16 protein-coding genes are annotated in these 16,598 nt (G+C 72.0%); 10 read left to right on the top strand and 6 right to left on the bottom strand.

Annotated features, from left to right (window positions below; all coding sequences use genetic code 11):
* Positions 1-35: 35 nt before the first annotated feature.
* Positions 36-1,571 carry a gamma-aminobutyraldehyde dehydrogenase gene (locus tag AB0I06_RS09100; protein ID WP_363118115.1) on the bottom strand — a complete coding sequence of 512 codons (1,536 nt, stop codon included), beginning with the start codon at positions 1,569-1,571 and terminating at the stop codon, positions 36-38.
* Between the two features lie 199 nt (positions 1,572-1,770).
* On the opposite strand from AB0I06_RS09100, the gene AB0I06_RS09105 reads away from it, so the two are divergent.
* Entirely contained in the window at positions 1,771-2,346 is a 576-nt protein-coding gene (locus AB0I06_RS09105; protein WP_363118116.1) for an NADAR family protein, read from the top strand.
* Between the two features lie 86 nt (positions 2,347-2,432).
* Here the strand turns inward: AB0I06_RS09105 and AB0I06_RS09110 are convergent, their stop codons facing one another.
* Both AB0I06_RS09110 and AB0I06_RS09115 read right to left on the bottom strand, forming a co-directional pair.
* Positions 2,433-2,897: a DUF4190 domain-containing protein gene (locus AB0I06_RS09110; RefSeq protein WP_031105737.1), complete on the bottom strand. Its 465-nt coding sequence runs from the start codon at positions 2,895-2,897 to the stop codon at positions 2,433-2,435.
* Between the two features lie 68 nt (positions 2,898-2,965).
* Positions 2,966-3,586 (bottom strand): DUF4190 domain-containing protein, encoded by a 621-nt coding sequence (locus tag AB0I06_RS09115; RefSeq protein ID WP_363118118.1) that lies wholly within the window; start codon positions 3,584-3,586, stop codon positions 2,966-2,968.
* Positions 3,587-3,896: 310 nt separating this feature from the next.
* On the opposite strand from AB0I06_RS09115, the gene AB0I06_RS09120 reads away from it, so the two are divergent.
* Both AB0I06_RS09120 and AB0I06_RS09125 read left to right on the top strand, forming a co-directional pair.
* Positions 3,897-4,958 (top strand): adenosine deaminase, encoded by a 1,062-nt coding sequence (locus tag AB0I06_RS09120; RefSeq protein WP_363118119.1) that lies wholly within the window; start codon positions 3,897-3,899, stop codon positions 4,956-4,958.
* Positions 4,943-5,680, top strand: coding sequence for a glycerophosphodiester phosphodiesterase (locus AB0I06_RS09125; RefSeq protein ID WP_363118120.1), 738 nt, complete (start codon positions 4,943-4,945; stop codon positions 5,678-5,680). The genes AB0I06_RS09120 and AB0I06_RS09125 overlap by 16 nt, the downstream gene beginning before the upstream one ends.
* On the opposite strand, the gene AB0I06_RS09130 is transcribed toward AB0I06_RS09125, so the two are convergent.
* From AB0I06_RS09130 to AB0I06_RS09140, 3 genes are all read right to left on the bottom strand, one after another.
* Complete coding sequence (locus AB0I06_RS09130) at positions 5,625-7,268, bottom strand: sigma-70 family RNA polymerase sigma factor (protein ID WP_363118121.1); 1,644 nt, start codon at positions 7,266-7,268, stop codon at positions 5,625-5,627. The genes AB0I06_RS09125 and AB0I06_RS09130 overlap by 56 nt on opposite strands.
* A gap of 127 nt (positions 7,269-7,395) precedes the next feature.
* Positions 7,396-7,920: a hypothetical protein gene (locus AB0I06_RS09135; RefSeq protein ID WP_363118122.1), complete on the bottom strand. Its 525-nt coding sequence runs from the start codon at positions 7,918-7,920 to the stop codon at positions 7,396-7,398.
* 105 nt (positions 7,921-8,025) lie between these two features.
* The gene (locus AB0I06_RS09140; RefSeq protein ID WP_363118123.1) at positions 8,026-9,465 is read right to left on the bottom strand and encodes a gamma-aminobutyraldehyde dehydrogenase; all 1,440 of its coding nucleotides are present in this window, start codon (positions 9,463-9,465) and stop codon (positions 8,026-8,028) included.
* Positions 9,466-9,628: 163 nt separating this feature from the next.
* Between AB0I06_RS09140 and AB0I06_RS09145 the strand changes: the two genes are divergently transcribed.
* From AB0I06_RS09145 to AB0I06_RS09175, 7 genes are all read left to right on the top strand, one after another.
* Positions 9,629-10,168: an Lrp/AsnC family transcriptional regulator gene (locus AB0I06_RS09145; RefSeq protein ID WP_363118124.1), complete on the top strand. Its 540-nt coding sequence runs from the start codon at positions 9,629-9,631 to the stop codon at positions 10,166-10,168.
* 61 nt (positions 10,169-10,229) lie between these two features.
* Positions 10,230-11,549, top strand: coding sequence for an aspartate aminotransferase family protein (locus AB0I06_RS09150; protein WP_363118330.1), 1,320 nt, complete (start codon positions 10,230-10,232; stop codon positions 11,547-11,549).
* A 207-nt stretch (positions 11,550-11,756) separates the two neighbouring features.
* Positions 11,757-12,506 carry an ATP-binding cassette domain-containing protein gene (locus AB0I06_RS09155; protein ID WP_363118125.1) on the top strand — a complete coding sequence of 250 codons (750 nt, stop codon included), beginning with the start codon at positions 11,757-11,759 and terminating at the stop codon, positions 12,504-12,506.
* A complete protein-coding gene (locus tag AB0I06_RS09160) occupies positions 12,488-14,089 on the top strand; it encodes a hypothetical protein (RefSeq protein ID WP_363118126.1) in 1,602 nt (533 codons plus the stop codon). Before AB0I06_RS09155 ends, AB0I06_RS09160 begins: the two co-directional genes overlap by 19 nt.
* Positions 14,090-14,203: 114 nt before the next feature.
* Positions 14,204-14,611 carry a VOC family protein gene (locus tag AB0I06_RS09165; RefSeq protein ID WP_363118127.1) on the top strand — a complete coding sequence of 136 codons (408 nt, stop codon included), beginning with the start codon at positions 14,204-14,206 and terminating at the stop codon, positions 14,609-14,611.
* A gap of 24 nt (positions 14,612-14,635) precedes the next feature.
* On the top strand, positions 14,636-15,757 hold the full coding sequence (locus AB0I06_RS09170; protein ID WP_363118128.1) for an LOG family protein: 1,122 nt from the start codon (positions 14,636-14,638) through the stop codon (positions 15,755-15,757).
* A gap of 155 nt (positions 15,758-15,912) precedes the next feature.
* Positions 15,913-16,593 carry an LAETG motif-containing sortase-dependent surface protein gene (locus AB0I06_RS09175; protein ID WP_363118331.1) on the top strand — a complete coding sequence of 227 codons (681 nt, stop codon included), beginning with the start codon at positions 15,913-15,915 and terminating at the stop codon, positions 16,591-16,593.
* The last annotated feature ends 5 nt before the right edge of the window (positions 16,594-16,598 follow it).

Genomic DNA, 16,598 nt, shown 5'->3' on the forward strand with positions numbered 1-16,598 from the left:
GGTGGACGGCCGTTGGTCAGGCGGCCTGCATACGGCTATCGATCCCCGAACACGGTGCGGTGCCAGTCCTTGGCGGCCACCGCCGTGTTGTCGAACATGACGTGCTTGATCTGGGTGTACTCCTCGAACGAGTACGCGGACATGTCCTTTCCGTAGCCGGAGGACTTGTAGCCGCCGTGCGGCATCTCGCTGATGATCGGGATGTGGTCGTTGATCCAGACGCAGCCGGCCTTGATCTCACGTGTCGCCCGGTTGGCCCGGTACACGTCCCGGCTCCAGGCGGAGGCGGCAAGACCGTACGGGGTGTCGTTGGCGAGCGCGAGGCCTTCGTCGTCGGTGTCGAACGGCAGCACGACCAGGACGGGCCCGAAGATCTCCGACTGGACGACCTCGCTGTCCTGGGCGGCGTCGGCGATCAGGGTGGGCCGGTAGTAGGCGCCCTCGGCGAGCTCGCCCCCGGGTGCCTCGCCGCCGGTCACCACGCGCGCGTAGCCGCGCGCCCGGTCGACGAAGCCGGCGACCCGGTCGCGCTGGACGTGCGAGATCAGCGGTCCCAGGTCGGTCCCGGCGGCGAACGGGTCGCCGAGCCGGACGGTCTCCATCAGCGCCGCCGTCCGCTCCACGAAGGCCTCGTACAGCGGTCGCTGCACATACGCGCGCGTGGCGGCCGTGCAGTCCTGCCCGGTGTTGATGAGGGAGCCCGCGACCGCGCCGTGGGCGGCGGCCTCCAGGTCGGCGTCGTCGAAGACGACGAAGGGCGCCTTGCCGCCGAGCTCCAGGTGCAGGCGCTTGACGGTGGCGGTGGCGACCTCGGCGACGCGCTTGCCGACGGCGGTGGAGCCCGTGAAGGAGGTCATGGCCACGTCCGGGTGGCCGACGAGGTGCTCTCCGGCCTCCCGTCCGGTGCCGGTGACGATGTTGATCACTCCGTCGGGGATCCCGGCGTCCGTGGCCGCCTGCGCGAAGAGCAGCGAGGTCAGCGGGGTGAGCTCGGCCGGCTTCAGGACGATGGTGTTGCCCGCGGCGATCGCCGGGAGGATCTTCCAGGCGGCCATCTGGAGGGGGTAGTTCCAGGGGGCGATCGACCCGACGACGCCGATGGGCTCACGCCGGACGTAGGAGGTGTGGTCCCCGGAGTACTCGCCGGCGGACTGCCCCTGGAGGTGCCGTGCGGCCCCGGCGAAGAAGGACGTGTTGTCGATCGTGCCGGGAACGTCGAACTCGCGGGTGAGTTTCAGCGGCTTGCCGCACTGGAGCGACTCGGCGCGGGCGAAGTCCTCGGCCCGGTCGGCCAGGACCGCGGCGAACCGGTGCAGGGCGTCGGACCGCTCGCCGGGGGTGGCTCCCGCCCAGCCCGGGAAGGCGGCCCTGGCCGCGGCGACGGCCCGGTCGACGTCGGCCGGGCCCGCCAGCTCGTAGGTGAGGACCTCCTCGCCCGACGCCGGGTCGACGACCGCGTGCGTGCGGCCGGAGGTGCCCCTGCTCAGGCGCCCCGCGATGTACTGCGCGCCCATTGCGAAGCGCTCCTCGGCCGGAAATCGGTCCGGGGTGGCAATGCCCGGGTTGTGCATGTCGCTCTCCTCCGTGTCCCCTGATGGGGCCGGCGTGGCTCAGGCTCGATTTGAGTGCCGATCCTGACAGAGCTATGCCACTCCAACAAGTGATTCCGTTGTTGATTTTTGGTTACGCGACGGAATCTGTCGACCAGATGTCGAGTGCGCCGCGAAAAGGCAGGACGCTGTGTCCGTGGTGGGTGCCAGACTCGCGTGCATGGATGAGATCACGGGGGCGGTGGGCTCGCGGGAGGCCCTGATCAGGGCGGTCCGCGCGGGGGCGAGGATCAGGTATCTGCATTTCTGGGGGCACCGGCCGCGGCCGGACGGGCGGATCGGGGCGAGCTGTCTGAGCCAGTGGTGGCCGGCCCCCTTCACGGTCGACGGCGTGGCCTACGCGACGGCCGAGCACTGGATGATGGCCGGCAAGGCCCGGCTCTTCGAGGACGCGGCGGCCGAGCGGGCCGTGCTGTCCGCCCGGCATCCCGCCGAGGCCAAGAAGGCCGGACGGCTGGTGCGCGGGTTCGACGAGACCCTCTGGCAGCGGGAGCGGTTCCGGATCGTGGTGGAGGGCAGCGTCCACAAGTTCGGCGCGCATCCCGAGCTGCTGGGGTATCTGCTGGGCACGGGCGAGCGGGTGCTGGTCGAAGCCAGCCCCGTGGACCGGGTGTGGGGCATCGGACTGGCCGCGGACGACGAGGCGGCGTCCGATCCGCAGCGGTGGCGGGGGCCGAATCTGCTGGGGTTCGCGCTGATGGAGGCGCGGGAGCGGCTGCGGGCGACCGGAGCATGAGCGAGGGGCCGGTCCCGTGGACCGGCCCCTCCTGCGCTCCGGGAGCTCCTTCGGGAAGCCGCGCCGAGCGGCTCCGGGAGCTCCGCTCAGGAAGCCGCGCCGAGCCCGCCCATGATGCTGGCGAACAGCAGGAAGCCCAGCAGCGGAAGGATCACCGTGGCGATGATGCCGCAGACCAGGCCCGCGGTCGCCGCGCCCTTGTTGGTGGCCTCACCACGGGTGGCCCTGCCGCGGCCGATGGCGCCGAAGATGATCGCGAGAATGCCCAGGATCACGCCGAAGAACCACATGATGAACGTCACGCTGCACACCACGCCGATGATGCCCAGCACCAGTCCCGTGGTGCCCATGCCGTTGCTCGGCTGCGCGGGCATCCCGTAGCCGGGCGCCTGCGGGTAGCCCACGGGCGGCGCGGCGGGGTAGCCGGGGCCGCCCTGGGGGTAGCCGTAGCCCGGGCCGGGCTGCTGCGGATAGCCGTATCCGGGGGCCGGCTGCTGCGGCGGCTGGGCCGGCGGGCCGAAACCACCCGGGGGCGGGTTGGTGTTGGACATGGACGCTCTCCCCTCCGTTGTCAGACCAGGGCATCGTAGTGGCCAAGTCGGCCCTGCGAGGCCCTGGTTCAGCGGGGGGACACGGCGGTGGCCACCGGGCCGAGGGTGCCGTAGTACGGGTCGTCGTCGCGGCTGTCGCTGTTGATCGCCGCCGTGATGCCGACGGCGATCAGGACGATCACGGTGATGCCGAGGATGATCCCGATGATGCCCATGATCAGACCGGCCTGGGCCTGACCGTGGTTGGTGGCCACTCCGGCCTCGGCGCGCTTGCGGCCCTTGATGCCGAAGATCACGGCGAGGATGCCGGTGACCAGGGAGACCACGCCGTAGAGGCAGAAGAGGGCACAGGAGACGATGCCGAGCACCATCGCGGCGATGCCCAGGCCGTTCTGGGGCGCCATGGGCATACCGGGCCAGCCGTAGCCGGACTGGGGGTAGGCGGGGTAGCCGTAGCCGCCGGGCGCTCCCGGCCCGGTGGGCGCCATGGGCGGGGGCGGGACGGCTCCGGTGCCGGCGGGGTCGTACTGCGGCGTACCGGTGGGCGGCGTGAACCCCGGCATGGACGTGACCGTGGCCTGGTCGTGCACGGACGGTGGCTGCGGCGCCGGGTTCTTGTCGAGCGAGGGCGTGCTCTCCGGCGGCGCCCACGGGTCATGACCGCCGTCTGGCTGCGTCGCGTCCGTCATCGTGCATCCCCCCTGGGTCGATCGTCCCGCCATGCTACGGGGCCGCCCGGTCCTGGCCACAGGGCGGGTGGGAGGGCGGTCGCGTACTCGGTGGCGGGGGTCCAGAGGGCCGGTCGCCCCCTGAGCGGCCCGCCCCCGGCGCAGGGCCCCGCGGGAGCACGGCTCCTCCCCCGCCCGCCCGGGACCGCCGCAGCCCCGCGCCCGCGGGAAGCGGCGTCCCACCGCATACGATGCTTCCGAGTCATCGATCAGCCGATCACCCGCGCCCGCCCGCCCTGTGCCGGCCGGGGCGCCGTTCCGGGGAGGAACCTTGACCCAGCATCTCGTCGACCCCCACGCCCCGCGCGACCTCACGGCGTTCATCGCCGGACTGCCCAAGGCCGAACTGCATGTGCACCACGTGGGCTCCGCCTCCCCCCGGATCGTCTCCGAACTGGCCGCGCGGCACCCCGACTCGAAGGTGCCGACCGACCCCGAGGCGCTGGCCGACTACTTCACGTTCACCGACTTCGCGCACTTCATCGACGTCTATCTGTCGGTCGTCGACCTGATCCGCACCCCGGAGGACGTCCGGCTGCTGACGTACGAGGTGGCCCGGGACATGGCCCGGCAGCAGGTGCGGTACGCCGAGCTGACCGTCACCCCCTTCTCCTCCACCCGGCGCGGCATCGACGAGCGTGCCTTCATGGACGCGATCGAGGACGCCCGCAAGGCGGCCGAGGCCGACTTCGGGACCGTGCTGCGCTGGTGCTTCGACATCCCCGGCGAGGCGGGACTCGAAGCCGCCGAAGAGACGACCCGGCTCGCCACCGACGACCGGCTGCGCCCGGAGGGCCTGGTCTCCTTCGGTCTCGGAGGGCCCGAGATCGGCGTGGAACGGCCGCAGTTCAAGCCGTACTTCGACCGGGCGATCGCGGCCGGCCTGCACTCCGTGCCGCACGCCGGCGAGACCACCGGCCCCGGGACGGTGTGGGACGCGCTGACCCACCTGCGGGCCGAGCGCATCGGCCACGGCACCAGCTCCGCGCAGGACCCGAAGCTGCTCGCGCACCTCGCCGAGCACCGGATCCCGCTGGAGGTCTGCCCCACCTCGAACATCGCCACCCGCGCCGTCCGCACCCTCGACGAGCACCCGATCAAGGAGTTCGTGCAGGCCGGGATCCTGGTCACCGTCAACTCCGACGACCCGCCGATGTTCGGCACCGACCTCGACAACGAGTACGCGGTCGCCGCCCGGCTGCTGGACCTCGACGAGCGGGGCCTGGCCGAACTGGCCAAGAACGCCGTCGAGGCGTCCTTCCTGGACGCGGCCGGCAAGGCCCGGATCGCCGACGAGATCGACTCGTACACCACGCAGTGGCTCTCCCGGTGACGCCCGCCCCGGTCGCCGTGGCCCACCGGGGCGACCCCTACCGCGTCCGCGAGAACACCGTCGCCTCGCTGCGTTCCGCGCTGCGCCGGGGTGCCGACGCGGTGGAGATCGACGTACGGCTCACCCGGGACGGCGTCCCGGTGCTGCTGCACGACGCCACCCTCGAACGGCTCTGGGAGCACCGGCGGCCGGTGGCCGCGCTGTCCTGTGAGGAGGTGCGCGGCCTGACCGGCGGCGGGGTGCCCACCCTGGCCGAGGCGCTGGCCGCGACCGGCGGGCACCGGCTGATGATCGACCTGCCCGGCTCGCCCGACGTGTCGGCCGTGCGCCGGATCATGGGCGTCGTGACGGAGGCCGGGGCCGCGGACCGCGTCTACTACTGCGCGGGCGCCGACGCCATGCTCGCCGTGCGCGCCGCGGACCCGGCCGCCGAGATCGCCCTGACCTGGACGACGCTGGCCCCGCCGCGGCCCGTCCTGCTGGAGGCGATCCGCCCACGCTGGCTCAACTACCGCTTCCCGCTGGTGGACCGCCCGCTCGCCGAGCGCGTGCACCGCGACGGTTACCTGCTCTCCGTCTGGACCCCCGACACCCGCCGCTCCATGCGACGGCTGCTGCGGGCGGGCGTGGACTCGATCACGACGAACCGCGTCGACCTGCTGTGCGCTACACGCGCGAGCGCTGCGGCACCGTCGCCGGATCGGCCGGGGTCGCACGTGTGACGTACTGCGGCACCGGCGCGCTGTCCGTGCCGGTGTCGCGGACGAGGCCGTAGCGCAGGGCGCCCTGGCCGGGCCCCTCGTTGACGTCCTTGTCCACGGCCTCCCAGGTCGACGGGAAGACGGTCAGGCCGTAGTCGCAGCCCCGTTCGTTCTGGGTGAGGGTGACGGTGCCGTCGACGTAGAAGTACTCGTTCTGCCACATCTGCTGGGTGCCGGGCGGGAGGACGGCGTAGCCGATGTCCGGGCCGCCCATGCCGGTGGCGTAGCCGTTCGGGGCGCCGGGCAGCGGGTCGTCCATCCGCCGCGAGCCGCCGGACGCCACGTGGAACAGCCTGCCCTTCAGACCGGTCCAGGACGGCATGACCAGCGCGCCGGGCCGCGACCCGGGTGAGATCTGCCAGCGGACCAGGACGTAACCCCGGCCGGTGAGCGTGACACGGTCGCCGCGGTGCTGCATGACCGCCTTCGGGCCGCCGGTGCTGGTGATGCCGGACTCGGGTCGGCGCGGCAGGGCGGCGGGCCGGGCGTCCGGGTCCGGGGCGCGGTCGACGGCGTCGACGACGCTGCCGTACAGGTCGGCACTCTTCGCCGCCGCCGACGACGTGGGGGCCGGGGAGGGCCGCGCGGAGGGTCCCGGCGATGCGGAGGTGGCCGTGACCGTGGGCGTGGCGGTGATCGCGGCCCGGGGCGGCGGGGCGTCCGGCGGCCGGCTGACGACGTAGGCGCCGCCCGCCGCGATCGTCGCGCCCGCGGTCACCACGACGGCCGGCTTGGTGAGCGCGCCGAGCAGCTTGGCGGACCAGCCGGCCGAGGTGGCGGCCACCGCGGTCTTGCCGCCGAGGGCGAGCGACAGGGTGAAGCCGACGGGCAGCGGGACGAGGGCGATCCCGGCCAGGAGGCGTTCGGCCGGGACGACGGTTTCGCGGGCGGCGCCGCAGTAGCCGCAGCCGCGGATGTGCCGGGCCAGGCGTTTGCGCCACACCGAGTCGGGCCGGCCGTCCCAGCGGCCGGTGAGGTTCCGCAGCTCGGGGCAGGCGCCGTCCAGGGCGCGGACGATGCCGCGCGAGGTCTCCAGGCGCTCCTTCATCCGCTGGACGCGCACGGCGGCGTGCCGGCGCGTGATGCCCACGGCGGCGGCCAGTTCACGCCGGGTCAGTTCGCCCGCGACCTCCAGCCACCACAGCGACAGCAGCTGCCGGTCCTCGCCGTCGAGCCAGCGCACCGCCTCGGCGACCTCGCGGCGCTGTCCCTCCAACTGGAGCCGCAGCACGGTCACTTCGGCGAAGTCGGCGGCCACCGCCTCCTCCAGCCGGTCCGGGGTCTTGCGCCGGGCCCGGTCGCGGATCTGCCGCATGGCGATCGCCACCAGCCAGGACCGGAAGCTGTCCGGGTCGCGCAGCGAGCCGAGGTTGCCGACCGCGCGCAGCATGGTCTCCTGGACGACGTCGTCGACGTCGGCGTGCCCGTTCAGGGCCCGGCCCACGATGTTGTAGACCAGCGGCAGCCAGCCCTCGACCAGCTCGTCCAGCGCCCGCCGGTCACCGGCCTGCGCCGCCGTGACGAGGGCGGGCCAGTGCTGACGGTCCATGGGGCCCCTCGCCGGCTGGGATCGGTACTTCTCGGCTCGCACCCTCTCAGGCGGCACGGGGGTCTTGGCTATGCGCGGGATCACATACGGGGAGACGGCGTGAAGGGGCGCGGGATAACGGTTTTTCTCAATTGGCGGGCACCGGGACGGCCACCGGCGCGGTCAGCTCCTCCAGCCGCTTGATGCGCCGGCGTACGACGTACAGCGGGATGACCCCGAACACGCCGAAGGCCATGTCGATCACCGACCACCACACGGGGATCCCGCGCAGCGGTCCGCAGATCAGGGCGAGCGGGACGATGCCCGCGCAGGCGATCATCCCGAACTCGACGACCCAGATGTTGCGGACCGGGTCGCGGTAGGGCCCGTAGAAGGCGACCGCGATCACCAGGTGCGCGAAGGCGAGCCAGTCCGTGCCGTAGAGCAGGAAGGGGTATTCGGCGTCGGCCCGGTCCAGGCCCGCCCGGACGCGCTCGATCCACTCCGTCAGCCCGGGCAGGTACTCGCCGACGGACAGCGCGTGCAACAGGTCTTCGGTCCAGCGCAGTTCGTGTACCAGGGGGAAGGCCGTGGCGCCGCTCAGCACCAGGCACACGACGAAGAACAGCAACCAGGCGCGGATGCCCTTCACCAGGGCGGCTCTGTCGTTCATGGACGCACTCTACGCCTGTCTTGAACATGTTCAAAAACGGGGTCGCGGGCAGCGGAACGGCCCCGGGCGCCGTGTGCCCGGGGCCGTTCCGACCGAACCGTGTGCCTACGCGTCCAGCGACGTCATCACGTGCTTGATCCGCGTGTAGTCGTCGAAGCCGTAGCCCGAGAGGTCCTTGCCGTAGCCGGACTTCTTGAAGCCGCCGTGCGGCATCTCGGCGACCAGCGGGATGTGGGTGTTGATCCACACGCAGCCGAAGTCCAGCTTCTTCGACATGCGCATCGCCCGGCCGTGGTCCTTGGTCCACACCGAGGAGGCGAGCGCGTACTCCACGCCGTTGGCCCACTGGACCGCCTGCTCCTCGTCGGAGAAGGACTGCACGGTGATGACGGGACCGAAGACCTCGTTCTGGATGATCTCGTCGTCCTGCTTCAGGCCCGAGACGACGGTCGGGGCGTAGAAATAGCCCTTGTCGCCGACGCGCTTGCCGCCGGCCTCCACGCGCGCGTGCGCGGGCAGCCGGTCGATGAAGCCCTCGACCTGCTTGAGCTGGTTGGGGTTGTTGAGCGGGCCGAACAGCACGTCCTCGTCGTCCGGCTGCCCGGTCTTCGTCTCGGACGCGGTCTTGGCCAGCGCGGAGACGAACTCGTCGTGGATGGACTCGTGGACGAGGACGCGCGTGGCGGCGGTGCAGTCCTGGCCGGCGTTGAAGTACCCCGCGACCGAGATGTCCTCGACGGCCTTGGCGATGTCGGTGTCCTCGAAGACCACGACCGGCGCCTTGCCGCCCAGCTCCAGGTGGACGCGCTTGACGTCCTTGGCGGCGGACTCGGCGACCTGCATGCCGGCGCGCACCGAACCGGTGATGGAGGCCATCGCCGGGGTCTCGTGCTCGACCATCATGCGGCCGGTCTCGCGGTCGCCGCAGATGACGTTGAAGACGCCCTTCGGCAGGATCCCGCCGAGGATCTCCGCGATCAGGACCGTGGAGGCCGGGGTGGTGTCGGACGGCTTGAGCACGACCGTGTTGCCCGCGGCGATCGCCGGGGCGAACTTCCACACGGCCATCATCATCGGGTAGTTCCACGGCGCGACCTGCGCGCAGACGCCGACCGGCTCACGGCGCACGATGGAGGTCAGGCCCTCCATGTACTCACCGGCCGAGCGGCCCTCGAGCATCCGCGCCGCACCCGCGAAGAAGCGGATCTGGTCCACCATCGGCGGGATCTCCTCGGAGCGGGTCAGCCCGACCGGCTTGCCCGTGTTCTCCACCTCGGCCGCGATCAGTTCCTCGGCGCGCTCCTCGAAGGCGTCCGCGATCTTCAGCAGGGCCTTCTGGCGCTCGGCGGGCGTGGTGTCACGCCAGCCGGGAAAGGCCTCGGCGGCCGCCGCCATGGCGGCGTCCACGTCCGCCTGCCCGGACAGCGGAGCGGTCGCGTACGCCTCGCCCGTCGCGGGATTGACCACCTCGGTGGTCCGTCCGTCGGCGGCGTCCCGGAACTCACCGCCGATGTAGTTGCGCAGACGACGCAGCTCGGTGCTCACTGCCGGCCCTCCAGTTCGGATGTCCATTACTTGAGACACCACCCTAGTCGGCGGATCCACGTTTTCAACACCCCCGCTCCCTCCACTCATGCGGAATCCGCAGTACTGAGGGACTGAAACAACGGATTTCATCGATCCAGGCTTGCGGAAGTGTCGATACCTCGTGCACAGTGACCCCGTGGCCAGTCGAAGCGCAGACCAGAAGGGGTCGCGGGAGCACCGCGAGCCCTCCCGCGAGTCCAGGAACGGCAGCTCGCCCCAGCTGGACGCCGTCTCCCTCGCCATCATCGAGCAGCTCCAGGAGGACGGCCGCCGGCCGTACGCCGCCATCGGCAAGGCCGTGGGCCTGTCGGAGGCGGCCGTGCGCCAGCGCGTCCAGAAGCTGCTCGACCAGGGCGTGATGCAGATCGTCGCCGTCACGGACCCGCTCACCGTGGGCTTCCGCAGACAGGCGATGGTCGGCGTCAACGTCGAGGGCGACGTGGAGGCGGTCGCGGACGCGCTGTCGGCCATGTCCGAGTGCGAGTACGTGGTGATGACCGCGGGGTCCTTCGACCTGATGGTGGAGATCGTCTGCGAGGACGACGACCACCTGCTGGAGGTCATCAACAAGCGCATCCGGGCCGTGCCCGGAGTGCGCTCCACCGAGAGCTTCGTCTACCTCAAGCTCAAGAAGCAGACCTACATGTGGGGAACCCGATAATCGTGAGGACCCGATAGCCGTGAGCAAGGACCTCTCCCAGACCGCGTACGACCACCTGTGGATGCACTTCACGCGCATGTCGTCGTACGAGAAGGCCCCCGTCCCCACGATCGTCCGGGGCGAGGGCACGTACATCTACGACGACCAGGGCAAGCGCTACCTGGACGGCCTCGCCGGGCTGTTCGTGGTGCAGGCCGGGCACGGCCGCGTGGAGCTCGCCGAGACCGCCTTCAAGCAGGCGCAGGAGCTCGCGTTCTTCCCCGTGTGGTCCTACGCCCACCCCAAGGCCGTCGAGCTGGCCGAGCGCCTCGCGCACCACGCCCCGGGCGACCTGAACAAGGTCTTCTTCACCACCGGCGGCGGTGAGGCCGTCGAGACCGCCTGGAAGCTCGCCAAGCAGTACTTCAAGCTGGTCGGCAAGCCCACCAAGCACAAGGTGATCTCCCGCGCGGTCGCCTACCACGGCACCCCGCAGGGCGCCCTGTCCATCACCGGCCTGCCGGCCCTGAAGGCCCCCTTCGAGCCTCTGGTCCCGGGCGCCCACAAGGTCCCGAACACCAACATCTACCGCGCCCCGATCCACGGCGACGACCCCGAGGCCTACGGCCGCTGGGCCGCCGACCAGATCGAGCAGCAGATCCTCTTCGAGGGCCCGGACACCGTCGCCGCGGTCTTCCTGGAGCCGGTGCAGAACGCGGGCGGCTGCTTCCCGCCCCCGCCCGGCTACTTCCAGCGGGTCCGCGAGATCTGCGACCGGTACGACGTGCTGCTCGTCTCCGACGAGGTCATCTGCGCCTTCGGCCGCCTGGGCACCTACTTCGCCTGCGACAAGTTCGACTACGTGCCGGACATGATCACCTGCGCCAAGGGCATGACCTCGGGCTACTCCCCGATCGGCGCCTGCATCATCTCCGACCGCCTGGCCGAGCCGTTCTACAAGGGCGACAACACCTTCCTGCACGGCTACACCTTCGGCGGCCACCCGGTCTCCGCGGCCGTGGGCCTGGCCAACCTCGACCTGTTCGAGCGCGAGAACCTCAACCAGCACGTCCTGGACAACGAGGGCAACTTCCGCGCCACCCTGGAGAAGCTCCACGACCTGCCGATCGTCGGCGACGTCCGCGGCAACGGCTTCTTCTACGGCATCGAGCTGGTGAAGGACAAGCACACCAAGGAGTCCTTCAACGACGAGGAGACCGAGCGCGTCCTGTACGGCTTCCTCTCCAAGGCGCTGTACGACAACGGCCTGTACTGCCGCGCCGACGACCGCGGAGACCCGGTCGTCCAGCTCGCCCCGCCGCTGATCTCCGACCAGTCGACGTTCGACGAGATCGAGCAGATCCTGCGCGCCACCCTCACGGAGGCGTGGACGAAGCTCTGACGCCCGGCGCTCCGATCGTCTGCATGGATGATCAACACCGGCCCCGGTACCGCCCGTTCGAGTGAGAAACGGCGGCCCGGGGCCGCGTGCTGTCCGGTGCCGAGCCGCCTTCTGCCTAGCGTGCCCAGTGACCGATCGGCCCTGCCTTCGTTCCCCCGCACGGGGGATGGACACGGGAACTACGGATCTGAACCGAGGTGTACGCGCATGGAGGCCCCGCCGGACAACGACGTGCTCTGGGCACGCGCCCTGCACTTCCAGCACGACGACGGCTCGCCCGCGCTCTGCGGTGTCTCGCTCGGCGTGCGGGAGGGCGAGATCCTCGCCATCAGCGGCCCGCGCGGCAGCGGCAAGACGACCCTGCTGCGGTGCCTGTCCGGCCTGGTGCCCGTGCGGCGCGGCGAGGTCTGGTTCAACAGCATGCCCGTCCACACCATGGGCCCCCTCACCCGCGAACGGCTGCGCCGCGACCGCTTCGGCTGGATCGACCCGGCCCCCTCCCTGGTACCGGAGCTCAACGCCTGGGAGAACACCGCCCTGCCGCTGATGCTGCGCGGCACCAGCCGGCGCCGTGCCAAGACCGCCGCCCTGGAGTGGCTGGAGCGCCTCGACATCGGCGACAGCGCCCGCAAACGCCCGCACCAGCTGGTGCAGGCCGAGCGGCAGCGGGTCTGCATCGCCCGCGCCCTGGCCCCCGCGCCGTCGGTCCTCTTCGCCGACGAGCCCACCGCGCCCCTGCACCGGGCCGACCGGGCCCATGTGCTGCGCACCCTCACCACCGCGGCCCGCTCCCACCGCATCACCGTCGTGCTGGCCACCCACGACGCGGAGACCGCGGCCCTCGCCGACCGCACGGTGTCCCTCCTCGACGGGCGGCGCGTGCAGACGGTGCACCTGCCCCCGGTCAGCGAGAACGCCGAGCCGGAAGGCCGGGCAGCGTGCTCGCTCTCCGTCTGACCCGCGGCGCCCACCCGGCCGTCCAGCTGCGCCGTCTCCTGGTCGCCGCGGCCTCGGCGGGCACGGGTTTCCTCCTGCTGTGCGCCCTCGGCTACGCGCTGGGCCACCCCGGCTCCCCCGGCTCCGCCCTGCTGCGGCTGGCCTGGTGCGCCGCGCCCCTGGCCGCCACGGTGTACTTCGCGGTCGCGGTGGCCCGTACCGACCCCGGCACCAGGCCCCGCCCGGGGCTCTCGGCGATCGGCCTCGGGCCGGTGCGCATGATGGCGGTCTCGGCGACGACGACGGCCCTGTCCTGCACGCTCGGTTCGATGCTGGCCCTGCTCGTCTTCCTGCACCTGCGGGGCGACCTGACGGGCATGCCCTTCGACGGCGCCGCCGCCGAGTGGCTCGCGGCGGACCAACCCCTGCCGCTGCCGGGGGCCCTGACCCTGCTGGCGCTGCTGCCCGTGGGGGCGTCCGTGGCGGTGGCCCTGACCCTGCGGCCCCGCGAGGCGGTGCCGGCCGGGTCCGGGGCGGCCCGGACGTACGGCCGCTTCGGCGCCTACCGGCGCACCAGCACCCGCGAGACCTTCGGGGCGTACGGCCGGTTCGGCCGGCAGTTCGCCCGCCCGGCGCTCGGCGCTCCCGCCGGAGCAGTCAAGAGCGCTCCGCCGGCGGCCCGCACGAGCGGGTCGGCTCCGGCTGCGGCCACGGGTGCGGCCGGGACGGTGAGCGCGGTCGTGGATGCCGCTCGGCCCCCCGCGGCGCACCCGGGCACCGGGGACGCGGCCGTGGACGTCACTGCGCCCGGCACCCCACAGGCGGCGGGCGTGAGGGGCCTGCCGGACGATCCCGCCCAGCGGCTCAACCCGCGCGCGGCGGCGCCCGACGCGGCCGGCGCCATCAGCCCCGCCGGAGCCCTGGACAGGCATCCCGGCCCGGACGCCGAGGCACCCGACACCGCCGACGCCCCCGCGGCCCCCGGGCCGGCCCTGCCGGACAGCACCGCCGCCCCCTCCGGTCTCCCCTGGGGCATCACCGTGCTGGCCGCCGGGCTGGCCGTGGAGAGCTACACCAGCCGCACCGCCGCCACACCGCCCGACCTCACCTTCTCCGGCGCCTCCCCCGGCGTGATGGCGGGCTGGGCGCTGGCCGCGGTCGGTCTGGCCCTGGCCGGTCCGGGCCTGACCCACCTGTGCGGGCGGCTGCTCCAGTCGGCCCGCCCCGGCGCCCTGCGGCTGCTGGCCGGCCGCATCCTCATGGCCGAGGCCCTGCGCATCGGACGTCCCCTGGGCGTCGTCTGCGCGGTCGCCTCCGCCGCGTGGGCCATGGCGCTGCTGCACGCGCCGGACGGACTCTCGCTCGGCCCGCTGACCACCCTCGGCGTGCTCCTCGTGGCCGGCTGCACCGTGGCGACGCTGCTCACGGCCGCCGTGGAGGCCCGGCAGGCCCGCGCCGGCACCACCGCCGCGCTGCTGCGCCTCGGCGCCCCGGCCACGATGCTGCGCAGCGCCGCCGTCCTCCGCGCGGGCGCGCTGCTCGCCCTGTTCGGCCCGCTCACGCTGACGGTCGCGGAGCTGGCGGCCCTGCCCCTGGCGCGCTGAGCCCGGCAGGCTCCGGAAACTCGTACGAAAAAAGTTCGTGGGTGCCGATGAGTTCCGGGCCGGGGCCCCGTCTATCCCCCCGTAACGACACGGACGTGATGGGAGAGACCACGCATGTACCAGCAGATGATCTTCGTGAACCTGTGCACCCGCGACCTGGACGCCTCGAAGAAGTTCTTCACGCAGCTGGGCTTCGCGATCAACGAGCAGTTCAGTGACGACACGACCGCCTCGGTCGTGATCAGCGACACCATCGTGGTGATGGTGCACACCGAGGACAAGTACCTCCAGTTCACGAAGAAGCGGGTCGCGGACTCGACGACGACCAGTGAGGTGCTGCTCGCGCTGAGCGCCGAGAGCCGCGAGAAGGTCGACGAACTGGTCGAGAAGGCGGTCGCCGCGGGGGGTTCCGTCTCGGGCGAGACCCAGGACCACGGCTTCATGTACGGCCGTGCCTTCGACGACGTGGACGGCCACACCTTCGAGGTCGTGTGGATGGACCCCGCGGCCGTCCAGGGCTGAGGCGCGCTGTGCCAGCATGGGCGCGTGCAGACGATGCCCGCCCATGCGGCCCACCACGACGACCGTGAGATAGAGACCCTCGAGGAGTTCGACGCGACCGTCTCGGCCCGCGGCACACTCGCCGGATACCGGGTCCAGGCCGTCGACCTGACGGACCGTACGCGCGAACTGCTCGGCACCGACACCGCGGGCGCCGTCTTCCTCGGCTGCGCGATGCGCGAGGAGGCGGCGGCGAAGATCCGCGCCGACGGCGCCCTGGTCTTCCCTCCGGTGCCCGGTCTGCCCTTCGATCCGTACCGGGGCTCGGTCTACTCCCCGGACGAACTCTTCGCGTCCCTGGCCGACGGCTACGAGGCCACGCCCGACGCCCTCGCCTACGCCTGGTTCCAGCGCACGAAGGCGGACCGCGACATCCACGCGTCCATGCTGCGCGCGGTCCACGACGACTCCGTCTCGGACGCGCTCGACGAACTCCTGTCCGGCGCCCGGGTGGTGGGTGTGATGGGCGGGCACGCGATGGCCCGCGGCACCGAGGAGTACGCGGGCGCCGCACGGCTCGGCCGGGAACTGGCCCGCGCCGGCTTCACCATCGCCACCGGCGGCGGCCCGGGCGCGATGGAGGCGGCGAACCTCGGCGCGTACGCGGCCCCGTTCGGCGACGAGATGCTCACCGAGTCGCTCGAACTCCTCGGCAAGGCACCGCGTTTCACTCCGTCGATCACCCAGTGGGCCTCGGCCGCCTTCGAGATACGCGCCCGCTGGCCGCGCGGTGGCCGCTCGGTGGGCATCCCGACCTGGTTCTACGGCCACGAACCGCCGAACGCCTTCGCCTCGCACATCGCCAAGTACTTCGCCAACGCCACCCGCGAGGACGGCCTGCTGGCCCGGTCCAACGCGGGTGTGGTGTTCCTGCCGGGCGCCGCCGGGACCGTACAGGAGATCTTCGACAACGCGACGCCCAACTACTATGAATCGCGCGGCGAACCGACGCCGATGGTGCTCGTGAATCGCGCGCACTGGACGGAGAAGCTGCCCGCGTGGCCGCTGCTGCGGTCCCTGGCCCAGGGGCGTTCGATGGAGGCGCGCATCGCGCTCGTGGAGCGGATCGATCAGGCGCCGGAGGCGTTGAAACGTCTCGGCGGTTAATAAGAAGGCAAAGCAAGTGCTTGCACGCAGCATCTGCGTTGACACTACTTATGCAGCGCTTATAGACCTGTGAGCCTCCCGGTGGTGCTGATGTTCGGTCAACACCGCCTCCACCCCCCGCTTGAGCAATCCCGTAAAGGACAAACGTGGCAGTTCTGTCCGTATCCCGCCGCGCACGTGCCGTGCGCGTCCTCGGTGTCGTCTCCGCCTCGGCCGCGCTCGCGCTCGGCACCGCGGGCAACGCGCTCGCCTGCAACATCAGCGAGTTCTCCGCCGAGGCGAAGTGCGACGGCGACAAGGGCGTCATCACCGTCACCGACGTGGACCCCGCCGGCATCCCGGCGACGGTCACCGTGTACCTCGAGAACAACGGCGCCGACGTGAAGAAGATCGGCGAGCAGGAGGTGAAGGGCTCGCGCGAAGGCACCACCATCACCTTCACCGAGGCCTGGAAGCCGAACGCCGAGTACCGCATCCACGTCAAGGCCTCGCGTTACGTCGACGAGGACATCAAGCCCAACCTCGTCACCCCGGCCACGGCCTGCAAGAAGGAGGAGGAGCCCCCGGCTTCGACTCCCCCGGCGACGCCGACCCCGTCGGCCTCCCCGTCCAAGCCGGCCGAGGACACCGGGACCCCGGCTCCGGAGCCGTCGGAGAGCCAGAGCTCCTCGCCGGCGGGCAACGCGCCCGCCCCGGCCGGTGACTCCAACCTCGCCGAGACCGGTGCCGACTCCAACACCGGCCTCATCGCCGGCATCGCGGCGGCCCTGGTCGTCGTCGGTGGCGGTGCGGTGTTCTTCGGCATGCGCCGTCGCGGGGCCGACAGCGACAGCTGACGCCT

The organism is Streptomyces sp. NPDC050674, from assembly GCF_040654575.1.
In the GTDB taxonomy this organism is placed as follows: domain Bacteria; phylum Actinomycetota; class Actinomycetes; order Streptomycetales; family Streptomycetaceae; genus Streptomyces.

Coding starts and splice junctions, on each gene's coding strand:
- AB0I06_RS09100 (WP_363118115.1), bottom strand. CDS start 1,571: ATGCACAACCCGGGCATTGCCACCCCGGACCGATTTCCGGCCGAGGAG.
- AB0I06_RS09105 (WP_363118116.1), top strand. CDS start 1,771: ATGGATGAGATCACGGGGGCGGTGGGCTCGCGGGAGGCCCTGATCAGG.
- AB0I06_RS09110 (WP_031105737.1), bottom strand. CDS start 2,897: ATGTCCAACACCAACCCGCCCCCGGGTGGTTTCGGCCCGCCGGCCCAG.
- AB0I06_RS09115 (WP_363118118.1), bottom strand. CDS start 3,586: ATGACGGACGCGACGCAGCCAGACGGCGGTCATGACCCGTGGGCGCCG.
- AB0I06_RS09130 (WP_363118121.1), bottom strand. CDS start 7,268: ATGGACCGTCAGCACTGGCCCGCCCTCGTCACGGCGGCGCAGGCCGGT.
- AB0I06_RS09135 (WP_363118122.1), bottom strand. CDS start 7,920: ATGAACGACAGAGCCGCCCTGGTGAAGGGCATCCGCGCCTGGTTGCTG.
- AB0I06_RS09150 (WP_363118330.1), top strand. CDS start 10,230: ATGCACTTCACGCGCATGTCGTCGTACGAGAAGGCCCCCGTCCCCACG.
- AB0I06_RS09155 (WP_363118125.1), top strand. CDS start 11,757: ATGGAGGCCCCGCCGGACAACGACGTGCTCTGGGCACGCGCCCTGCAC.
- AB0I06_RS09165 (WP_363118127.1), top strand. CDS start 14,204: ATGTACCAGCAGATGATCTTCGTGAACCTGTGCACCCGCGACCTGGAC.